The sequence below is a fragment of the Allobosea sp. 10L417 genome (assembly GCF_056395485.1).
In genome coordinates this window covers 1-20,479 of sequence record NZ_JBFTJP010000023.1, presented here as the reverse complement: position 1 = coordinate 20,479, position 20,479 = coordinate 1, and the positions used below count along the sequence as shown (strand labels likewise).

The window sequence follows — 20,479 nt, the reverse complement described above, 5'->3', positions numbered from 1 at the left end:
ATCTGGTCATACGCCGTGAACGACGCGCCGCCGGACTCGGCCAGGACCTTCGTGATCGCAGCCGTCAACGACGTCTTGCCATGGTCGACGTGACCAATCGTGCCAATGTTGCAGTGCGGCTTCGTACGAGCGAATTTCTCTTTGGCCATCGTAGCCTCCGTCAGATCTTGTTCAAATGTTCAGTCGGTTCGGTGCGGAGCTCAGGCGTACTTGGCCTGAACCTCGGCGGCGACCGCCGACGGCACCTGCTCGTAGTGGTCGAACTGCATCGTGTAGTTCGCGCGGCCCTGCGAGAAGGAACGCAGCTGGTTGACGTAGCCGAACATGTTCGCCAGCGGAACCATCGCGTTGATCACGACGGCGTTGCCGCGCATGTCCTGGCCCTGGATCTGGCCGCGACGCGAGTTCAGGTCGCCGATGACCGAGCCGGTATAGTCTTCCGGGGTCACAACCTCGACCTTCATGATCGGCTCGAGCAGCACGGAGCCGCCCTTCTGCAGACCTTCGCGCAGCGCTGCACGGGAGGCGATTTCGAAGGCCAGAGCCGACGAGTCGACTTCGTGGAAGGCGCCATCGATCAGCGTGACCTTGACGTCCACGACCGGGAAGCCGGCGAGAACGCCCGAGCCGATGACCGAGTTCAGGCCCTTCTCGACGCCGGGGATGTATTCCTTCGGCACCGAACCACCGACGACCTTCGACTCGAACTCGAAGCCCTTCCCGGTCTCGTTCGGCTCGATGACGAGCTTGACGCGGGCGAACTGGCCCGTACCGCCGGTCTGCTTCTTGTGGGTGTAGTCGATCTCGGCCTTCTTGGTCAGCGTCTCGCGATACGCAACCTGCGGCGCGCCGATATTGGCGTCGACCTTGTAGGTGCGCTTCAGGATGTCGACCTTGATGTCGAGATGCAGTTCGCCCATGCCCTTCAGAATGGTCTGGCCGCTCTCCTGGTCGGTCGACACGCGGAAGGACGGATCCTCGTTCGCGAGCTTCGACAGGGCGAGGCCCAGCTTCTCCTGGTCGGCCTTGGACTTCGGCTCGATCGCGATCGTGATGACCGGCTCGGGGAACTCCATGCGCTCCAGGATGACCGCGTTGGTCGGGTCGCAAAGCGTGTCGCCGGTGCGGACGTCCTTCAGGCCGGCCAGGGCGACGATGTCGCCTGCGAAAGCCTCCTTGATGTCCTCGCGGTTGTTCGCATGCATCAGCAGCATGCGGCCGACGCGCTCTTTCTTGTCGCGGGTCGAGTTGATGACGCCCTGGCCGGCCTCGACCTTGCCCGAATAGATGCGGCAGAAGGTGATCGTGCCGACGAAGGGGTCGTCCATGATCTTGAAGGCAAGCATGGAGAACGGATCTTCGTCCGTCGGATTGCGGACGGTGGGCTCTTCGGTCTTGAAGTCGATGCCTTCGACCGCGCCACGATCAACCGGCGACGGCAGATAGTCGACGACGGCGTCGAGCAGCGGCTGCACGCCCTTGTTCTTGAAGGACGAGCCACAGAGAACCGGGTGGAAGGCGCGGCGCTGCACGGCGGTGCGGACCAATCGGCGCAGCGTGTCGGCGTCGGGCTCGGTGCCTTCGAGATAGGCTTCCATCGCCGCATCGTCCATTTCGACGGCCGCCTCGACGAGCTTCGAGCGGTACTCGGCGGCCTTCTCAGCGAGATTGGCCGGAATGTCCTGCTCTTCGAAGGACGCACCGAGCGCCTCGCCGTTCCAGACGATCGCCTTCATCTTCACGAGGTCGATGACACCAGCGAATTCGGCCTCGGAACCGATCGGAATCTGCAGGCAGACGGGCTTGCCGGCGACGCGGTCGATGATGTCCTGGACGCAGCGATAGAAATCGGCGCCGATCTTGTCCATCTTGTTGACGAACACGATACGCGGCACGTCGTACTTGTCGGCCTGGCGCCAGACGGTCTCGGTCTGGGGCTCGACGCCCTGGTTGCCGTCGAGCACGCAGACAGCGCCGTCGAGCACGCGCAGCGAACGCTCGACCTCGATGGTGAAGTCGACGTGGCCGGGGGTGTCGATGATGTTCAGGCGGTTGTCGCGCCAGAAGCAGGTCGTCGCAGCCGAGGTGATCGTGATGCCACGCTCCTGCTCCTGCGTCATCCAGTCCATGGTCGCGGCGCCGTCATGGACTTCGCCGATCTTATGGGACTTGCCGGTGTAATAGAGGATGCGCTCGGTCGTCGTCGTCTTGCCGGCATCAATGTGGGCCATGATGCCGAAGTTGCGATAACGGTCGATGGGATGGGAACGGGCCATGATCGTGCTCTGTGTCTCGGGTCAGCGCGCCGCTTACCAGCGGTAGTGCGAGAAGGCGCGGTTGGCTTCCGCCATCCGGTGCGTGTCTTCGCGCTTCTTGACGGCGTTGCCGCGGTTGTTGGCCGCGTCCATCAGCTCCGCCGAGAGGCGCTCGACCATGGTCTTGTCGTTGCGGCCGCGCGCGGCCGAGATCAGCCAGCGGATCGCCAGCGCCTGGCGGCGCTCGGTGCGAACCTCGACCGGAACCTGATAGGTCGCGCCGCCGACGCGGCGGGAACGAACCTCGATCGCCGGAGCGACATTCTCGAGCGCCGACTTGAACACGCCGAGCGGCTCGCTCTTGGTCTTCGCCTCGATGATGTCGAAGGCACCGTAGACGATCCGCTCGGCGGTCGACTTCTTGCCTTCATACATCACGGAGTTCATGAACTTGGTCACGACGATATCACCGAACTTCGGGTCCGGGATAACTTCGCGCTTTTCGGCACTGTGGCGGCGGGACATCGTCTAGTCTCCGGTCAAATCTTCAACGCGGCGGATCGGCCTGGGCTCATCGCCCGGCCGATCGGGCCGAACTCACTTAGGACGCTTGGCGCCGTACTTCGAACGGCGCTGCTTGCGGTTCTTGACGCCCTGCGTGTCGAGCACGCCGCGCAGGATGTGATAGCGCACACCGGGAAGGTCCTTCACGCGGCCGCCACGGATCATGACGACCGAGTGCTCCTGAAGGTTGTGACCTTCACCCGGGATGTAGCCGATCACCTCGAAGCCGTTCGTCAGACGAACCTTGGCAACCTTGCGGAGCGCCGAGTTCGGCTTCTTCGGGGTCGTCGTATAAACGCGCGTGCAGACGCCGCGCTTCTGCGGGCACGACTCGAGCGCCGGGGCGGTGTTACGCGCCTTCACGGGCGAGCGTGGCTTGCGGATGAGCTGGCTGATTGTCGGCATTCTGGCCTCTCGCCCCACTGAGCGTTTGGAAATTCTCTGATCAATCTCCCAGCCCGAACTACGCCATGACATAAACGAAGCGCGCCATCGGCTCCCGTCGAGGGGCCTCAGGCGCGTTCGCCAGCAGAGGAACACGGGAAGCCCGCGTTCATGCATCCTGCCATGTCGTCATTCGACGCTGGAATTCCGACGGAGTTTCGGTCGCGAAACTCGCTTGCGAATCTGGCGCAAGCGACAAACGTGTCCGACAGCCGTCGACAGTGGCGCGCTTATGACTCACCCAGAGATTCGCGTCAACCCCGAAACCGCCGAAAATGGCGGGGTTTTGCGGGGTTGGAGCAGGTTCGCCCCCTGCCCGCCTCTCCTTGAAACAAAAAGGCCGCCCTGACGGGGCGGCCTTTCCGATGATTACCGAGGATCGCTCGCGGCCGAGACTTACTCGGCGGCGGGGAGCACGGCGGCAGCTTCCTTGGCGGCCTTCGCCGCCGCATCCGCCTTCTGGCCGACGATGAGATCGTCGCGGCGCGTGGCCACCTGCTTGATGCGGGCGACCTGGGCGCCGGTGCCGGCCGGGATGAGCGAGCCGACGATGACGTTCTCCTTGAGGCCTTCGAGCATGTCCGACTTGCCGTTGACCGCCGCCTCGGTGAGGACGCGGGTGGTCTCCTGGAAGGACGCCGCCGAGATGAAGGAGCGGGTCTGCAGCGAGGCCTTGGTGATGCCGAGCAGGACCGGCACGCCGGAAGCCGGCTTCTTGCCCTCCTCGCGCAGCTTCGCGTTGACCTCTTCCAGTTCGATGCGGTCGATCTGGTCGCCGGTCAGGATATCGCTGTCCCCCGACTCGGTGATCTCGACCTTCTGCAGCATCTGCCGGACGATGACCTCGATGTGCTTGTCGTTGATGGTCACGCCCTGGAGGCGATAGACCTCCTGGATTTCGTTGACCAGATAGGCTGCCAGTTCCTCGACGCCCTTGATAGCCAGGATGTCGTGCGGGGCCGGGTTGCCGTCGAGGATGTAGTCACCGACCTCCACGACGTCACCTTCCTGGAGATGGATGTGCTTGCCCTTCGGGATCAGGTACTCGACCCCGTCGGAACCGTCATGCGGCGTCAGCGTGACGCGGCGCTTGTTCTTGTAGTCCTTGCCGAAGCCGATCACGCCCGACTTCTCGGCAATGATCGCAGCATCCTTCGGACGACGCGCTTCGAACAGCTCCGCCACGCGCGGCAGACCACCGGTGATGTCGCGGGTCTTGGCCGAGTCGGTCGAGACACGCGCCAGCACGTCGCCGGCCTTGATCAAGTGGCCCGGCTCCACCGAGATAATGCCGTCGACCGGCAGGATGTAGCGGGCCTCGCCACCACGGGCGAGCTTCGCCACCTTGCCGTCCGCGCCGAAGATCACCATCGCTGGCTTGAGATCAGCCGTACGGGCCGAACCGCGCCAATCGATGACGACGCGCTTGGAGATGCCCGTCGCTTCGTCGGTCGTCTCGGTGATCGACATGCCGTCCACGAGATCCTCGTAGCCGACCTTGCCGTCCACTTCCGCCAGGATCGGGCGGGAATAGGGGTCCCACTCGATCAGGCGCTGGCCGCGCTTGACCTTGTCGCCCTCGTCGACCCGCAGCTTCGAGCCAAACTGAACGCGATGGACCGCGCGCTCGGCTCCATCAGGCCCGACGATCACGATGGCGATGTTGCGCGCCATGGCGATCAGGTCGCCGTCCGAGTTCCGCGCGACGTTGCGGTTGCGCATCTTGACCGTGCCTTCGAAGTTCGACTCGACGAAGGACTGGTCGGCGATGGTGGCCGCGCCGCCGATGTGGAAGGTACGCATGGTGAGCTGCGTGCCCGGCTCGCCGATCGACTGCGCCGCGATGACGCCGACGGCCTCGCCCATGTTCACGGGCGTGCCGCGGGCCAGATCGCGCCCGTAGCAGGTGGCGCAGACGCCGTTCTTGGTCTCGCAGGTGAGGACCGAACGGATCTTCACCTCCTGGACGCCGGCGGCATTGATCTTGGCGATGTCGCTCTCTTCGATCACCACGCCCTTGGCGACGATGACCTTACCCTCGACATCAACGATGTCCTCGGCCGTCGCGCGACCCAGGATACGCATGCCGAGCGAGGCCACGATCTGGCCCGCATCGACGATGGCGCGCATCTTGATGCCGTTATCCGAACCGCAATCCACCTCGGAGATGATCGCGTCCTGCGCCACGTCGACGAGGCGGCGTGTCAGATAGCCGGAGTTGGCCGTCTTCAGCGCCGTGTCGGCGAGGCCCTTACGGGCGCCGTGGGTCGAGTTGAAGTACTCGAGAACGTCGAGGCCTTCCTTGAAGTTCGAGATGATCGGCGACTCGATGATCTCGCCCGACGGCTTGGCCATCAGGCCGCGCATGGCGGCGAGCTGGCGCATCTGCGCCGGCGAACCACGGGCGCCGGAGTGCGACATCATGTAGATCGAGTTGATCTGCTTGTCGCGGCCGGTCTCGTCCTTCTGGACGGTCGAGATGCGGGCCATCATCTCCTGGGCGAGCTTGTCGGAGCACTTCGCCCAGGCGTCGACGACCTTGTTGTACTTCTCGCCCTGAGTGATCAGGCCGTCCTGGTACTGCTGCTCGTAATCCTTGGCGAGCGCGCGGGTCGTGTCGACGATCTCCCACTTGTTCTCCGGCACGACCATGTCGTCCTTGCCGAAGGAGATGCCGGCCTTGAACGCGTGGCGGAAGCCCAGCGCCATGACACGGTCGCAGAAGATCACCGATTCCTTCTGACCGCAGCCGCGATACACGGCATCGATCATTCCGGAGATTTCCTTCTTGGTCATCAGGCGGTTGCTGACGTCGAAGGACACGGCCGGATGGTCCGGCAGCGCGGTCGAGAGGATCACGCGGCCCGGCGTGGTGTCATAGATCTTCGTGTACGGCTTGCCGTCCTTGCCGGTGCCGGTCCAGCGATATTTGATCTTCGAATGCAGCGTCACGACCTTCTCGTGCAGCGCGTGCTCGAGTTCGCCGAAATCACCGAAGACCTTGCCCTGGCCGGGCTCGCCGTCCGAAACGATCGAGAGGTAGTAGAGGCCGAGCACGATGTCCTGCGACGGCACGATGATCGGCATGCCGTTCGCCGGGTGCAGGATGTTGTTGGTCGACATCATCAGCACGCGCGCTTCCAGCTGCGCTTCCAGCGACAGCGGGACGTGCACGGCCATCTGGTCGCCGTCGAAGTCCGCGTTGAAGGCGGCGCAGACCAGCGGGTGGAGCTGGATCGCCTTGCCCTCGATCAGCACGGGCTCGAAGGCCTGGATGCCGAGGCGGTGCAGCGTCGGCGCCCGGTTCAGCATCACCGGATGCTCGCGGATGACCTCGTCCAGGATATCCCAGACCTCCGGCTTCTCCTTCTCGACGAGCTTCTTGGCCTGCTTGACCGTGGTCGAGTAGCCCTTGGCGTCGAGGCGCGCATAGATGAACGGCTTGAACAGCTCGAGCGCCATCTTCTTCGGCAGGCCGCACTGGTGCAGCTTCATCTCCGGGCCGACGACGATGACCGAACGGCCGGAATAGTCGACGCGCTTGCCGAGCAGGTTCTGGCGGAAGCGCCCCTGCTTGCCCTTCAGCATGTCGGCGAGCGACTTCAGCGGGCGCTTGTTGGCACCCGTGATGACGCGGCCGCGACGGCCGTTATCGAACAGGGCGTCGACCGACTCCTGCAACATCCGCTTTTCGTTGCGGATGATGATGTCCGGCGCGCGCAGCTCGATCAGCCGCTTCAGGCGGTTGTTGCGGTTGATGACGCGGCGGTAGAGGTCGTTCAGGTCCGAGGTCGCGAAGCGGCCGCCGTCAAGCGGCACGAGCGGGCGCAGATCCGGCGGGATGACCGGAATCTGGGTCATCACCATCCATTCCGGCTTGTTGCCCGACTCCTGGAAGGCCTCGATGATCTTGAGGCGCTTCATCAGCTTCTTGGGCTTCAGCTCCGACGTCGTCGTCGCGATCTCATGCTTGAGGTCGGCGTTGATCTGGTCGAGGTCGAGCGCGCGCAGCATCTCGCGGATGGCTTCCGCGCCGATCATGGCGGTGAAGGTGTCCGCGCCGTACTCCTCCTGAGCCCGGACGTACTCCTCCTCCGACAGCAGCTGACGGTCCTTGAGCGGGGTAAGGCCCGGCTCGATGACGACGTAGCTTTCGAAGTACAGGATGCGCTCAAGGTCCTTGAGCGGCATATCCATCAGGAGGCCGATGCGCGAAGGCAGCGACTTCAGGAACCAGATATGCGCCACCGGGGCGGCGAGTTCGATATGGCCCATGCGCTCGCGCCGGACGCGGGCGAGCGTGACTTCGACGCCGCACTTCTCGCAGATGACGCCCTTGAACTTCATGCGCTTGTACTTGCCGCACAGGCACTCGTAGTCCTTGATCGGCCCGAAGATGCGGGCGCAGAACAGGCCGTCGCGCTCCGGCTTGAACGTGCGGTAGTTGATGGTCTCCGGCTTTTTGATCTCGCCATAGGACCAGGACAGGATCTTCTCCGGGCTCGCGATCGAGATCTTGATCGCGTCGAAGGCCTGCTGGACCGGCTGCTGGCCGAAAAGGTTCATGACCTCTTGCTTCATCGCCTGTCTCCTTCCGCCGGCGGGGGCTAGGGCCGCCCTGCCCGGCTGGTAAATTCCGTCGGCCGGCGGCGTCAGTGCCGCCGGCATCTATACAAGGCTTGGTTAACGGCTCACTCGGCCGCTTCGGCCGGCGGCAACTCGCCCGGCTTCGCCTTGTTGTTGATGAGCTCGACGTTGAGGCCGAGCGAACGCATCTCCTTGACGAGAACGTTGAAGCTCTCGGGGATGCCGGCCTCGAAGTTGTCCTCGCCGCGCACGATCGACTCGTAGACCTTGGTGCGGCCGGCGACGTCGTCTGACTTCACCGTCAGCATCTCTTGCAGCGTGTAGGCGGCGCCGTAGGCTTCGAGCGCCCAGACCTCCATTTCGCCGAAGCGCTGGCCGCCGAACTGCGCCTTGCCACCCAGCGGCTGCTGGGTGACGAGCGAGTACGGTCCGATCGAACGCGCGTGGATCTTGTCGTCCACGAGGTGGTGCAGCTTGAGCATGTAGATGTAGCCCATCGTGACCTTGCGGTCGAAGGGCTCACCCGTGCGCCCGTCATAGAGGGTCGACTGACCCGACGAGTGCAGGCCCGCCTGCTCCAGCAGCCGCTCGATATCGGCTTCCTTGGCGCCGTTGAAGACCGGGGTCGCCACCGGCACGCCACGGCGCAGATTCTGGCCCATCTCGACGAGTTCGTTCTCGTCCATCGAGGCAATGATCTCATTGTCCTCGTAGACGGCATCGAACTGGGCCTTCAGCGCCTTGAAGTCGTGCGTCTTCTTGTAGGCATCGAGCGCCGCGCTGATCTGCCTGCCGAGACCGGCGGCCGCCCAGCCCAGATGCGTCTCCAGGATCTGGCCGACATTCATGCGGCTGGGCACGCCGAGCGGGTTCAGCACGATATCGGCATGGGTGCCATCCTCGAGGAACGGCATATCCTCGACCGGCACGATGCGCGAGACCACGCCCTTGTTTCCGTGACGGCCGGCCATCTTGTCGCCCGGCTGGATCTTGCGCTTCACCGCGACGAAGACCTTGACCATCTTCATCACGCCCGGAGGCAGCTCGTCGCCGCGCTGCAGCTTCTCGACCTTGTCGAGGAAGCGCTGCTCGAGGCGCTTCTTCGACTCGTCGTACTGCTTCCGCATCGCCTCGATCTCGGTCATCAGCGAGTCTTCGGCGGTGGCGAACAGCCACCACTGCGAACGCGGGAACTCGCTCATCACCTCGCGGGTGATGACCGTGTCCTTCTTGAAGCCCTTCGGGCCGGCTAGGCCGGTCTTGCCGGTCAGGATCTCGGCCAGACGCGCAAAGGTGTTGCGGTCCAGGATCGCCTGCTCGTCGTCGCGGTCCTTGGCAAGACGCTCGATCTCCTCGCGCTCGATCGCCTGGGCGCGCTCGTCCTTGTCGACGCCGTGGCGATTGAACACGCGCACTTCGACGATCGTGCCCTGCACGCCGGGCGGAACGCGCAGCGAGGTGTCGCGGACGTCCGAAGCCTTCTCACCGAAGATGGCGCGCAGCAGCTTCTCTTCCGGGGTCATCGGGCTCTCGCCCTTCGGCGTGATCTTGCCGACGAGAATGTCGCCCGCCGCCACTTCTGCGCCGATATAGACGATGCCGGCTTCGTCGAGGTTTTTCAGCGCCTCTTCCGAAACGTTCGGAATGTCGCGCGTGATTTCCTCAGGGCCCAGCTTGGTGTCGCGGGCCATGACCTCGAACTCCTCGATATGGATCGAGGTGAAGACGTCCTCGGAGACGATCTTCTCGGAGAGAAGGATCGAGTCCTCGAAGTTGTAGCCGTTCCACGGCATGAACGCGACGAGCACGTTACGGCCGAGCGCGAGCTCGCCGAACTCGGTCGACGGGCCGTCGGCGACGATGTCGCCCTTCTTGACGACGTCGCCGACGCGCACCAGCGGACGCTGCGTGATGCAGGTCGACTGGTTCGAGCGCTGGAACTTCTGCAGCCGGTAGATGTCGACGCCCGGCTTCGTCGGATCCATCTCCTCCGAAGCGCGGATGACGATACGGGTCGCGTCGACCTGGTCGACGATGCCGGCGCGGCGGGCTGCAATCGCGGCGCCCGAGTCACGGGCCACAACCGCTTCCATGCCGGTGCCGACGAAGGGCGCGTCGGCGCGAACCAGCGGCACCGCCTGGCGCTGCATGTTCGAGCCCATCAGCGCGCGGTTCGCGTCGTCGTTCTCAAGGAACGGGATCAGCGCCGCGGCGACCGAGACGAGCTGCTTCGGCGACACGTCCTGGAAGTCGACCTTGTCGACCGGGGTGACGATGACTTCGCCGGCGCGACGGCAGACAATCAGGTCGTCGGTCAGGCGGCCTTCCTTGTCGACGGCGGCATTCGCCTGGGCGACGTTGTACTTCGCCTCTTCCATCGCCGAGAGATAGATCACCTCGTCCGTGACCTTGCCGTCGCGGATGCGGCGATACGGGCTCTCGATGAAGCCGTATTTGTTAACCCGCGCGAAGGTGGCGAGCGAGTTGATCAGGCCGATATTCGGGCCTTCCGGCGTCTCGATCGGGCAGATGCGGCCGTAATGCGTCGGGTGCACGTCGCGCACCTCGAAGCCGGCGCGCTCGCGGGTCAGACCACCCGGGCCAAGCGCCGAAAGACGACGCTTATGCGTGACTTCCGAGAGCGGGTTCGTCTGGTCCATGAACTGCGAGAGCTGCGAGGAGCCGAAGAACTCGCGCACGGCGGCAGCCGCCGGCTTCGCGTTGATCAGGTCCTGCGGCATGACCGTGTCGATATCGACCGAGGACATGCGCTCCTTGATGGCGCGCTCCATGCGCAGCAGGCCCAGGCGGTACTGGTTCTCCATCAGCTCGCCGACCGAGCGGACGCGGCGGTTGCCGAGATGGTCGATGTCGTCGATCTCGCCCTTGCCGTCGCGCAGGTCGACCAGCGCCTTCACGACCGCGAAGATGTCCTCCTTGCGCAGGATGCGCACGGTGTCCTCGGCGTCGAGGTCGAGGCGCATGTTCATCTTCACGCGGCCGACGGCGGAGAGGTCGTAGCGCTCGGCGTCGAAGAACAGCGACTGGAACATGTTCTCAGCCGTCTCGAGGGTCGGCGGCTCGCCGGGACGCATCACGCGGTAGATGTCGAACAGGGCTTCCTCGCGGCGCGAGTTCTTGTCGACATTGAGCGTGTTGCGGATGTACGGGCCGACCGTGATGTGGTCGATGTCGAGCACCGTGATCTCGTCGAAGCCGTCATCGGTGAGCTGCTTCAGCAGCTTCTCGGTGATCTCCTCGCCGGCCTCGGCATAGACTTCACCCGTCGCCGGATTGACCAGGTCCTCGGCGATGTACTGCGTATAGAGGTCCTCGTCCTGCGCGCGCAGGAACTTGAGGCCCTTCTCGGCGAGCTGGCGGGCGGTGCGGGCGACAAGCTTCTTGCCGGCCTCGACCACGACCTCGCCGGTGTCGGCGTCGATCATGTCCTCGGTGGCCTTGAAGCCCTTCATGCGCTCCGCATCGTAGGGAACGCGCCAGCCCTTGGCGTCCTTGGTGTAGATGATGTGGTTGTAGAAGCGGTTGAGGATCTCCTCGCCGTCCATGCCGAGCGCGAACAGCAGCGAGGTGACCGGAATCTTACGCTTCCGGTCGATGCGGGCATAGACGATGTCCTTGGCGTCGAACTCGATGTCGAGCCAGGAACCGCGATAGGGGATGATGCGCGCGGCGAAGAGCAGCTTGCCCGAGGAATGGGTCTTGCCCTTGTCGTGGTCGAAGAACACGCCCGGCGAACGGTGCATCTGCGAGACGATGACGCGCTCGGTGCCGTTCACGATGAAGGTGCCGTTATCCGTCATGAGCGGCATGTCGCCCATGTAGACATCCTGCTCCTTGATGTCCTTGACCGACTTGGCCTGGGTGTCCGGATCGATATCGAACACGATCAGGCGCAGCGTCACCTTGAGCGGCGCAGAGAAGGTCATGCCGCGCTGGCGGCACTCGTCGACGTCGTATTTCGGCGGCTCGAAGGTGTACTTCACGAACTCCAGCAGCGAGGCGCCGGAGAAGTCACCGATCGGGAAGACCGACTTGAAGACGGACTGAAGGCCCTCGTCGGGCCGGCCGCCCTTGGGTTCGTCGACCATCAGGAACTGGTCGTAGGACGCCTTCTGAACCTCGATGAGGTTCGGCATCTGCGCCACTTCCTTGAGTTTGCCGAAGAACTTGCGGACGCGCCTGCGACCCTGGAGCGAATTGACCATGTTGTTCCTCGCAATCTCTTCGGACGGCTCACCCGGTGGTCCGGGCAAGGACGGCACCAGGCCGCCGGGTGAGCCGTTCGGCGCAGCATCGCGCCGACCCCGCATTTCCATCGAAGCTGCGCCGCACGGTTGCAGCAAACTTCGACAACAACTCCCGCACATCTGCGCGGAAACGACGCAACAGCCCCGGAGGCGTAGCTGCCCCGGGACTGTCTGTTTTGACTACGGTCGGACCGGCATCAGCCGGCCCAAGCTCACTTGAGCTCGACCTTGGCGCCGACGGCCTCGAGCTGCTTCTTGAGCTTCTCGGCCTCGTCCTTGCCAACGCCTTCCTTGACCGGCTTCGGAGCGCCTTCGACCAGGTCCTTGGCTTCCTTGAGGCCGAGGCCGGTGATGGCGCGGACTTCCTTGATCACCTCGATCTTCTTGTCGCCGGCGGCGGCAAGAACGACGGTGAACTCGGTCTGCTCTTCAACAGCGGCGGCGGCAGCGCCACCGGCAGCCGGGCCAGCCGCAACGGCGACGGCGGCAGCGGCGGAAACGCCCCACTTCTCTTCGAGCATCTTGGCGAGGTCAGCGGCCTCGAGAACGGTGAGCGACGAGAGATCGTCGACGAGCTTGGCGAGATCGGCCATGTTTAACTTCCTGTTTTAAGAGGTTCGAACGATAAGGGTTTGCTGGCTTCAAGCCGCATTCTTGTCGGCATAAGCCTGAACCACGCGTGCCAGCTTGCCGGCGGGCGCGTTCGTGAGCTGCGCAAGCTTCGTAGCCGGGGCCTGGATAAGGCCGATGAGCTTTGCACGCAGTTCGTCGAGCGAGGGCATCGTGGCCAGAGCCTTGACACCATCGGGGTTCAGGGCGGTCTTGCCCATCGCGCCGCCCAGGATGACGAGCTTGTCGTTCTCCTTGGCGAAAGCGCTGGCGACCTTCGGCGCCGCGACCGGATCGTTGGAATAAGCGATCAGGGTGGGACCCGTCAGCAGATTGCTGATGGACGCGACGTCGGTGCCTTCAAGAGCGATCTTGGCCAAGCGGTTCTTTGCGACCTTAACAGTGGCGCCATTCGCCTTCATCTCGCGACGAAGCTTCTGGAACTGGGCCACGGTCAAACCCGCATAGTGGGCCACGACGACGACCGACGTGTTCGCAAACACATCGTTCAGCGACGCGACGGCATCTTTCTTTGCCGCTTTATCCACTGGGCTCTCTCCGGTAGGCGACAAGCTTTTGAGGGCTCGCCGCCGGTTGCAAATGCCGCTTCGTGGAACCCCGGTTGACACCGGCGTCCCGTGAAGCGACGCTTGGTGCCCTGTCCCCGCTCCCGACCCTTTGAGGGTCACGACCGGGCGAGATGGTTCGAACCGTCTTCTCCGGATCTCGCGATCCGGGACTAAGCTCTTGCACCGTCTATGCAGGCCTCTTGGCGAAATTATGCTCCCGGACGAACCGGGAAGGCACCTGCAGTCTCAGACAGGACTGGGTGATTCCTGCTCGAAAGATCTCTCTCCCGACCCTGAAACACCCATTTCTTCAGCGGAAACCCGCCGAAAAACGCGAAACGGACCCCTTCGTGTCAAGCACGCCGGAGCCTCGTCACTCATGGAAACAGGCGTGCGTATAGCGCTTTCGCCTGCTCCTGCCAAGTAGGCTCTTGACATCACGAAATCAAGAGCGGCGAGCGGCCGGTTGTCCGGCCGCCCTTCCTCAGACCAATCAGCCGCCGATGACGGTGTTCGGCTCGACCTTGACGCCCGGGCCCATGGTCGACGAGATCGCGACGCGCTGGATATAGGTGCCCTTGGCGCCGGCGGGCTTCGCCTTGGCGACCGAGTCGACGAACGCCTTGATGTTCTCCGAGAGCTTCTCGGCCGAAAACGAGGCCTTGCCGACGGCGGCGTGGATGATGCCGGCCTTCTCGACGCGGAACTCGACCGAACCACCCTTCGAAGCGGCGACAGCGGCGGTGACGTCCATGGTGACGGTGCCGACGCGCGGGTTCGGCATCAGGCCGCGCGGGCCGAGCACCTTGCCGAGACGACCGACGAGACCCATCATGTCCGGGGTCGCGATGCAGCGATCGAAATTGATCTCGCCCTTCTGAACGGACTCGACCAGTTCCTCGGCGCCGACGATGTCAGCGCCCGCAGCCTTGGCTTCGTCAGCCTTGGCGCCGCGGGCGAAGACGGCGACGCGCAGCGTGCGGCCCGAGCCGTTCGGCAGGTTGCAGACGCCGCGGACCATCTGGTCGGCGTGACGCGGATCGACGCCGAGATTCATCGCGATCTCGACGGTCTCGTCGAACTTGGCGTTGGCGCGCTCCTTGACGAAGGTGACGGCCTGATCGAGCGAGTACAGCTTGGTGCGGTCAATGCCTTCACGGCCCTGAACGACGCGCTTTCCGGTATGTGCCATTGTCAGCCTCCCCTCAGCCCACGACTTCCAGGCCCATGGACCTGGCCGAGCCACGGATCATGGCCGAAGCCGATTCGACGGTGTCGCAGTTGAGATCGGCCATCTTCTTCTCGGCGATCTCGGCGATCTGAGCGGCGGTGACCTTGCCGACATTGCCGCCACGGCCCGGGGTCTTCGAGCCGGCAGTGAGGCCAGCGGCCTTCTTCAGCCAGTAGGACACCGGCGGCTGCTTCATCTCGAAGGTGAAGGAGCGATCCTGATACGCGGTGATAATCACCGGGATCGGCATGCCCTTTTCCATCTGCTGGGTCTTCGCATTGAAGGCCTTGCAGAATTCCATGATGTTGAGGCCGCGCTGACCGAGCGCGGGACCGATCGGCGGCGACGGATTGGCCGCGCCCGCCGGAACCTGAAGCTTCACGTAGCCCGTGATCTTCTTCGCCATGATGGCTGCTCCTGCCGTCCGCTCCGCTGCCTATCGGAACGACGACGCCCCTGCCTGCCGACGCTCTCCGCCGGGGCTGGGGTGGTTGCAGTGCGTGGTGCGACGTGTTTGATCCGGCTGGCGACCGGCGCGTCTCCCACGCGGTTGAGGCGCGGCCTATCGCACAGATGGGCTGGAAAGGGAAGAGGGCTTTGCGGTCGCAGGCAGCGTCTTCCCCGCATTGATCCGGGCTGCATGCTGGATATCGTCGTCGAGCGCGAGGCAGACATGCAGGGCGACGAGCCCCATGAGCGTGAAAGCCAGAATCGCGTGGCTGCGGAACAATATACCCGCATAGCCGGCGCCTTCCGGCCAAATCGCTGGCAGAGAAATCCCGCCATAGATCTCCCGAGCGTCGAAATCGGACACCCCCGCCAATCCGAGCAACGGAATCACGATCAACAGGCCATAGAGCATCCGGTGGACCGCCCTGCCGCCCGCCGCACGGGGCCAATGCCCGCGAAGGCGCGCCAGAAGCCGATAGGCGAGTCGAACCGCAACTAGAAACAGCAGCAGGGAACCGACCGTCTTGTGGAAGGTCATGAGCGCGTCCATCCAGGGGCCGCTCCCGACCTCCTTCATCAGAATTCCAACGCAAAACAGCACAAGGACCAGCGCTGCCGTGCCCCAGTGCAGCACCTTGGCGAGGCGCGGAAAGCCAAGATCGCCGCCCCGCATGGGACGGGCCTTCGATGAGCCTGGGGAATCGACCGGCACCGTCATGCGCGCTGCACGCCTTGTGTCTCGGTCATGAAGCTGTCGACCGCGTGGCGCAGGGCTGCGGCTTGCCCGTCGATGTCGGCGGAGGTCCGCGCCATCCGTTCCGTCATCCGCCGCCAGTCTTCGATCATGCCGGCGACCTGCTCGACCTGCTCTGCCATGCCGCGCACATCCCCGGCTGTCTGGGCGGTCCCGATATTGATCGAGCGGGAGGTGTCGTCCTGTCGGCGCGCCAGCTCCGCAATCGAGTCGGCGGCGGTCTCGACGGCATTGACCGAGGCGACCAGCGCGCCGATACGGCCGATGATCCGCTCGGCCGCGGTACCGATCGAGTCGAGCCCTTGCCGCACCTGCCCCGTCGCTTCCGCCGTACGGTTGGCGAGTTGCTTCACCTCGGCGGCCACGATCGCGAAACCACGACCGCTCTCCCCGGCCCGGGCCGCCTCGATCGTCGCGTTGAGCGCAAGCAGATTGGTCTGGTTGGCGACGGTGCTGATCAGCGTCACCACGGCCGAGATCGATCCGACTGCCTCGCGCAGCAGCACGCTGTCATCCGTCGCCTCCACGACGAGCGCCTTCGCGGTATTCGCGATGTCGGACGTCCGCTGCGCCTCCCCGGCCGTCGTTGCGAGGAGCTCGGCAATCTCGTTCAGGGACGAAGACATCTGTTCGACGTGATTGGCCGCGCGCTGGCTCGACTGCGCCGCAGCGCCGGCATGCTGATCCACGAAGCCGGAGAGCTGCGAGAGTTCGTTCGATGCGTCGGTCATGCTCGCGGCATGAGTTTCCAGCGCCGTGGCGATGCCGGCGATGTTGCCCTGGAAAGCCTGCCCTCTGACGCGCAGCGCACGCTGCCGCTCGACCTCTCCGGCAAGCGAGGCCAGCCGCTCCTTCGCTGCCTCCTGCCTCGTCTTTTCCTCGGACAGATGGGCATGCAGCGCCCGGCCGAGCATACCGATCTCGTCGCCGCGACGCGCGAGTTTGCGTACCCAGCCGGCATCCTCTCCCGGCGCAGACAGGGCCATGGCCATCGTCGAGATCGGACGCACCAGCCAGCGATGCTCGAACGCGACGATCAGAGCGATGATAAAAAGGCCAAGCGCCGCCAGAAGCATGGTGTTCTGCCGCGAGTTTTCGACATGTGCGCCGAGCGCTTCGCTGACGCTCGCCACCGCCGCGTTCAACTGCACGCGCAGCTCGTTGCGCTGCTCGACAGCTTTGCGCAGTGCCGCGCGCGCGACCGCAGCGTCGGCCCCCAGCTTCGATGAAAACTCTTGCAGCCCCCGGACGGCATCGTCCGCGCGGGCGGCAATTTCGCCGTCGCTGCGCGCCGCGACCGTTTTCATCGCGGCCTGCATGGCTTCGATGTCGACTGGCAGAGCGCCGCGATCGGCCCCCGAGACGATCGTCACGACGATGCGGCTCAATGCGGCATCCGTTTCCGAGAGCACTGCCACCGCATCGGTATGGGCAGCAATCGCCCTGGCGAAACCGGCGAGCTTCACGGAGCCGATGAACTCGGCTGCACCTAACACGCAAGCGAGGATGCCGAGCATCAGCGCCCAGAGCGTCAGCCGCTGGCGGACCGTAGCTTTGAAGAATCTGGGAAACATCGCGCCCTGCGTCGGATTACCGACGCAGAGCCTTGGCGCAGTTGTGTTAAAGGCCGATTAACCTAACGGAAGCCGCCAGGAACCGACCCGAAACAGCCTGCTGTCTCAGAGCTTCTCGACCTGACCGTATTCGAGTTCGACCGGCGTGGCGCGTCCGAAGATCGAAACCGCGACCTTGAGGCGGGCACGGGCGTGATCGACATCCTCGACGACGCCGTTGAACGAGGCGAAGGGGCCGTCCGCCACCTTGACCTGCTCGCCGACCTCGAAGACCACCGTCGGCTTCGGGCGCTCGATGCCCTCGGCGACCTGGCCCTTGATCCGCATCGCCTCATGCTCCGGGATCGGCATGGGCTTGGCCTTGTCGGCACCGAGGAAGCCGGTGACCTTCGGCGTGTTCTTGATGAGGTGGTAGACCTCGTCGGTCATCTCGCACTTCACCAGCACATAGCCCGGGAAGAACTTGCGCTCAGTGTCGACCTTGCGGCCACGGCGAACCTCGACGACCTTCTCGGTCGGCACCAGCACCTCATCGAACTTGTCGGCGAGATTGCGCTGCTGCGCCTGATCCTTGATCGACTGCGCGACCTTGTTCTCGAAGTTGGAATAGGCGTGGACGATGTACCAGCGGGTGCTCACGTTCGTAATTCCGTTCAACGGGCGCCGAGGATGATGCCGAGCACCCAGCGGATGACGGTGTCGGTAAAGAGGAAGAACAGGCTGGAGACGACCACCATCGCGAGCACCAGGCCCGTGGTGATGAGCGTCTCGCGACGCGAGGGCCAAGTGACCTTGGACGCCTCTGTGCGCACATCCTGCAGGAACTGGAAGGGATTGGATTTCGCCATGAACCACCTCGGGTTCCGACCCCGCCCGCAGCCCCGCTGCGTACCGAATCGGCCGTCCTGAAACATTCGCGGCGCGGGACCCGGGGAGGGTCGCGCGCCGTCATTGCAAGCCTCTTACATCGCTTGAGGCCTTTAGCCAAGACCCTTTCGGCTCGCGGGCGGCTCAGCTCCGGCTCGCGGCGATCAGCAGGAAGAAAGGCCGCTCGCGCTCCTTCGCCCAGCCTGGCTCGGCTGAGACCTGCTCGGGGCTCGGGGCCCATTCGACGAGCTTGCCCGGCGCGAAGCCCGCCCCCCGCAGCAGATCGAAATAGGTCGCAATGGTGCGGTGGCGCTTGACGACACCTTCGGCCAGCCAGTTGCTGACGCGTTCACCCTCGTCGAGATAGCCGTTGACCGGCCAGGTCGCCCGCCCGTCCGCATCGCTGAGCCATTCCTGCCGCACCGGCGCCGTCATGATCGGATGTTCGACCGAGCAGACCAGCGCCCCACCCGGCTTCAGCGCCGCATATGCCCGCGCGAACAGGCCAGCGAGGTCGACGATGTAGTGGAAGGCGAGCGAGCTATAGACTAGATCGAAGGCTTCGGCCGGCGGCGCATAGCTTTCGAGATCGGCCCGCTCGTAGGCGACGCCGGCGTCGGCCGTCTCGCGCCGCGCGCGCTCCAGCATCTTCCCCGAGACATCGATTCCCAGGACGCTTCGGGCGCCCTCGCCCGCGGCGAAACGGCAGAACCAGCCGAATCCGCAGCCGAGATCGAGCACGCTCTTGCCGGCGAGTCCCGGCAGCATCGAACGCAGCACGGGCCATTCCGGCGCCCCGTCCAATCCGTGGACGGAACGCGGCAGCCGGCTGTAGCCCGCGAAAAAAGTCTCGTCGTCGTAGATGTTCTGGGTCATGGCGCTCGAAGAACCGCGTTGCGGTCTGCGCATCGGCCGCTCAAAGAGCGACTGGCAGGGGCGGTAGGGCTCGAACCTACGACAACCGGTTTTGGAGACCGGTACTCTACCAACTGAGCTACACCCCTGCAGGTGGGCGTGATGTGCCCCAAGGCGCGTCACATTTCAAGTCGAAATCTTCAGGCATCCTCATTTGCTGTAGGGACCGAGTTCGCGGGCATAGCGCTCGACCAGCTTCTGGCCAAATTCGGTCGGCCTCAACGCCGGCCCGCGGTCGTGGATCGGAATGCCGGCGCGTGCACCGAAGATGCGCTTGCCATAGCAGAGCAGCGTCTCGATCGACTGCATGATGAAGGTGATCGCAGGCAGCACCTCGCGATAGGCCGCGTCCGCTCCGGCCTCGTCGCCCGCTCGGTAGCGGTTATAGGCCCGCAATGCGTAGTCGATCGTGTCGGGCGCCAGGATCATGCCGCTGCAGCCGGCCCGGAAATTGTCGATGAGTTCGAGCCCGCCGCGCCCGTTCAGGATCGGCAGCCGGCCTTCGGTCACCGCAATCAGCCGCTCGATCTCGATGACCGAGCCCTCGCCCTTGATCAGGCTGATATTCGGGTGCCGGCGCGTCAATTCGCGAATGTCCTCGGCAGACAGGCCGCGCCCCATATAGGCCGGCGCATTCTGGATCGCGACCGGCAGGGAGGTCGTGTCGGCGATGCGGCCGAAGAAGCGGATATACTCGGCGGCGGCGAAGCTGCCGACCATCGGCGGTTGAAGAATCACCCAGTCGGCGCCGTTCTTCTCGGCGACCTTTACGAGTTCGGCCTGCTCCGCGACGGAGGAACCGAAGATGGTGAAGGCTAGCGGCTTCCTCCCCGCGACATCCTCCGCCATCCACTCCATCACCGTGCAGCGTTCGCTGAAGCTCAGCTTGGAGACCTCTGTGGCGAGGCCGAGCGCCGCCATGCCCTGAACGTCGAGCTCGACGCTGATTTGAGCCTGCTTGCGCATCGCCGCCCGGTCGAGCCGCTCATGCTCGTCGAACAAGGCGAAGACGATCGAATGGATGCCGGGAAACGGCGGCTTGAACGACATGGGCAGGCTCCTCCATGATCGGAGCGGCTGATCCGCTCTCTCCAGGCGATTGAGAGCATGGAACGGATGAGCCGCACAGACCACGGGACGAGACTAGCCTTGCGTTCAAGGCATGCGCGCAGAGCTGCCGCGCCCAAAGAAAAAGGGCGGTGTCGCCACCGCCCCTTCCCAAATCGCTATGCGCGTCGATCAGGCAATGATCGAAGCGACGACGCCGGCGCCGACGGTGCGGCCGCCTTCGCGGATGGCGAAGCGCAGCTTCTCTTCCATCGCGATCGGGGCGATCAGCGTCACCTCCATCGAGATGTTGTCGCCCGGCATCACCATCTCCGTGCCTTCCGG

The 20,479-nt window shown here is 64.4% G+C and carries 17 protein-coding genes and 1 tRNA gene; all 18 read right to left on the bottom strand.

The features are described from left to right. The coding region (locus AC1DE3_RS27765) for a GTP-binding protein (RefSeq protein ID WP_441471810.1) at positions 1 to 149 on the bottom strand (149 nt) is incomplete at its 3' end. A 51-nt stretch (positions 150 to 200) separates the two neighbouring features. Further along, the gene (fusA, locus tag AC1DE3_RS27760; RefSeq protein WP_441514531.1) at positions 201 to 2,276 is read right to left on the bottom strand and encodes an elongation factor G; all 2,076 of its coding nucleotides are present in this window, start codon (positions 2,274 to 2,276) and stop codon (positions 201 to 203) included. 33 nt (positions 2,277 to 2,309) lie between these two features. Further along, positions 2,310 to 2,780 carry a 30S ribosomal protein S7 gene (gene rpsG / locus AC1DE3_RS27755; protein ID WP_038358287.1) on the bottom strand — a complete coding sequence of 157 codons (471 nt, stop codon included), beginning with the start codon at positions 2,778 to 2,780 and terminating at the stop codon, positions 2,310 to 2,312. A 72-nt stretch (positions 2,781 to 2,852) separates the two neighbouring features. Beyond that, complete coding sequence (rpsL, locus tag AC1DE3_RS27750) at positions 2,853 to 3,224, bottom strand: 30S ribosomal protein S12 (protein ID WP_038358286.1); 372 nt, start codon at positions 3,222 to 3,224, stop codon at positions 2,853 to 2,855. 435 nt (positions 3,225 to 3,659) lie between these two features. Further along, entirely contained in the window at positions 3,660 to 7,844 is a 4,185-nt protein-coding gene (gene rpoC, locus AC1DE3_RS27745) for a DNA-directed RNA polymerase subunit beta' (protein ID WP_441514530.1), read from the bottom strand. 110 nt (positions 7,845 to 7,954) lie between these two features. Beyond that, positions 7,955 to 12,076 carry a DNA-directed RNA polymerase subunit beta gene (rpoB, locus tag AC1DE3_RS27740; RefSeq protein ID WP_476781325.1) on the bottom strand — a complete coding sequence of 1,374 codons (4,122 nt, stop codon included), beginning with the start codon at positions 12,074 to 12,076 and terminating at the stop codon, positions 7,955 to 7,957. Positions 12,077 to 12,330: 254 nt separating this feature from the next. Further along, positions 12,331 to 12,711 carry a 50S ribosomal protein L7/L12 gene (gene rplL / locus AC1DE3_RS27735; protein WP_441514528.1) on the bottom strand — a complete coding sequence of 127 codons (381 nt, stop codon included), beginning with the start codon at positions 12,709 to 12,711 and terminating at the stop codon, positions 12,331 to 12,333. Between the two features lie 48 nt (positions 12,712 to 12,759). After that, on the bottom strand, positions 12,760 to 13,275 hold the full coding sequence (gene rplJ, locus AC1DE3_RS27730) for a 50S ribosomal protein L10 (protein WP_038358277.1): 516 nt from the start codon (positions 13,273 to 13,275) through the stop codon (positions 12,760 to 12,762). A gap of 514 nt (positions 13,276 to 13,789) precedes the next feature. Next, entirely contained in the window at positions 13,790 to 14,488 is a 699-nt protein-coding gene (gene rplA, locus AC1DE3_RS27725; protein ID WP_441514527.1) for a 50S ribosomal protein L1, read from the bottom strand. A 13-nt stretch (positions 14,489 to 14,501) separates the two neighbouring features. Continuing rightward, positions 14,502 to 14,933: a 50S ribosomal protein L11 gene (gene rplK / locus AC1DE3_RS27720; protein WP_441514526.1), complete on the bottom strand. Its 432-nt coding sequence runs from the start codon at positions 14,931 to 14,933 to the stop codon at positions 14,502 to 14,504. Between the two features lie 156 nt (positions 14,934 to 15,089). Further along, a complete protein-coding gene (locus AC1DE3_RS27715) occupies positions 15,090 to 15,650 on the bottom strand; it encodes a cytochrome b (RefSeq protein ID WP_476781323.1) in 561 nt (186 codons plus the stop codon). Between the two features lie 41 nt (positions 15,651 to 15,691). Next, positions 15,692 to 17,305, bottom strand: a complete 1,614-nt coding sequence (locus AC1DE3_RS27710; protein WP_476781322.1) for a methyl-accepting chemotaxis protein — start codon at positions 17,303 to 17,305, stop codon at positions 15,692 to 15,694. Positions 17,306 to 17,410: 105 nt separating this feature from the next. Then, a complete protein-coding gene (gene nusG / locus AC1DE3_RS27705) occupies positions 17,411 to 17,944 on the bottom strand; it encodes a transcription termination/antitermination protein NusG (RefSeq protein WP_441514523.1) in 534 nt (177 codons plus the stop codon). Between the two features lie 14 nt (positions 17,945 to 17,958). Beyond that, positions 17,959 to 18,153, bottom strand: a complete 195-nt coding sequence (gene secE / locus AC1DE3_RS27700; protein WP_441473933.1) for a preprotein translocase subunit SecE — start codon at positions 18,151 to 18,153, stop codon at positions 17,959 to 17,961. A gap of 163 nt (positions 18,154 to 18,316) precedes the next feature. Next, the gene (locus AC1DE3_RS27695; protein ID WP_476781321.1) at positions 18,317 to 19,048 is read right to left on the bottom strand and encodes a class I SAM-dependent methyltransferase; all 732 of its coding nucleotides are present in this window, start codon (positions 19,046 to 19,048) and stop codon (positions 18,317 to 18,319) included. A 52-nt stretch (positions 19,049 to 19,100) separates the two neighbouring features. After that, a tRNA-Trp gene (locus tag AC1DE3_RS27690) sits at positions 19,101 to 19,176 on the bottom strand. 61 nt (positions 19,177 to 19,237) lie between these two features. Further along, positions 19,238 to 20,137 carry a dihydrodipicolinate synthase family protein gene (locus tag AC1DE3_RS27685; RefSeq protein ID WP_476781320.1) on the bottom strand — a complete coding sequence of 300 codons (900 nt, stop codon included), beginning with the start codon at positions 20,135 to 20,137 and terminating at the stop codon, positions 19,238 to 19,240. A 189-nt stretch (positions 20,138 to 20,326) separates the two neighbouring features. Beyond that, a partial coding sequence (locus AC1DE3_RS27680; protein WP_465247582.1) for an EF-Tu C-terminal domain-related protein occupies positions 20,327 to 20,479 on the bottom strand: 153 nt, incomplete at its 5' end.

Bases quoted from the DNA above. Each gene is read 5' to 3' on its own strand.
- rpoB (WP_476781325.1), bottom strand. From the start codon at position 12,076: ATGGTCAATTCGCTCCAGGGTCGCAGGCGCGTCCGCAAGTTCTTCGGC.
- rpoC (WP_441514530.1), bottom strand. From the start codon at position 7,844: ATGAAGCAAGAGGTCATGAACCTTTTCGGCCAGCAGCCGGTCCAGCAG.
- rplK (WP_441514526.1), bottom strand. From the start codon at position 14,933: ATGGCGAAGAAGATCACGGGCTACGTGAAGCTTCAGGTTCCGGCGGGC.
- rpsG (WP_038358287.1), bottom strand. From the start codon at position 2,780: ATGTCCCGCCGCCACAGTGCCGAAAAGCGCGAAGTTATCCCGGACCCG.
- secE (WP_441473933.1), bottom strand. From the start codon at position 18,153: ATGGCGAAATCCAATCCCTTCCAGTTCCTGCAGGATGTGCGCACAGAG.
- fusA (WP_441514531.1), bottom strand. From the start codon at position 2,276: ATGGCCCGTTCCCATCCCATCGACCGTTATCGCAACTTCGGCATCATG.
- rpsL (WP_038358286.1), bottom strand. From the start codon at position 3,224: ATGCCGACAATCAGCCAGCTCATCCGCAAGCCACGCTCGCCCGTGAAG.
- AC1DE3_RS27695 (WP_476781321.1), bottom strand. From the start codon at position 19,048: ATGACCCAGAACATCTACGACGACGAGACTTTTTTCGCGGGCTACAGC.
- rplA (WP_441514527.1), bottom strand. From the start codon at position 14,488: ATGGCACATACCGGAAAGCGCGTCGTTCAGGGCCGTGAAGGCATTGAC.
- rplL (WP_441514528.1), bottom strand. From the start codon at position 12,711: ATGGCCGATCTCGCCAAGCTCGTCGACGATCTCTCGTCGCTCACCGTT.
- AC1DE3_RS27685 (WP_476781320.1), bottom strand. From the start codon at position 20,137: ATGTCGTTCAAGCCGCCGTTTCCCGGCATCCATTCGATCGTCTTCGCC.
- AC1DE3_RS27710 (WP_476781322.1), bottom strand. From the start codon at position 17,305: ATGTTTCCCAGATTCTTCAAAGCTACGGTCCGCCAGCGGCTGACGCTC.
- AC1DE3_RS27715 (WP_476781323.1), bottom strand. From the start codon at position 15,650: ATGCGGGGCGGCGATCTTGGCTTTCCGCGCCTCGCCAAGGTGCTGCAC.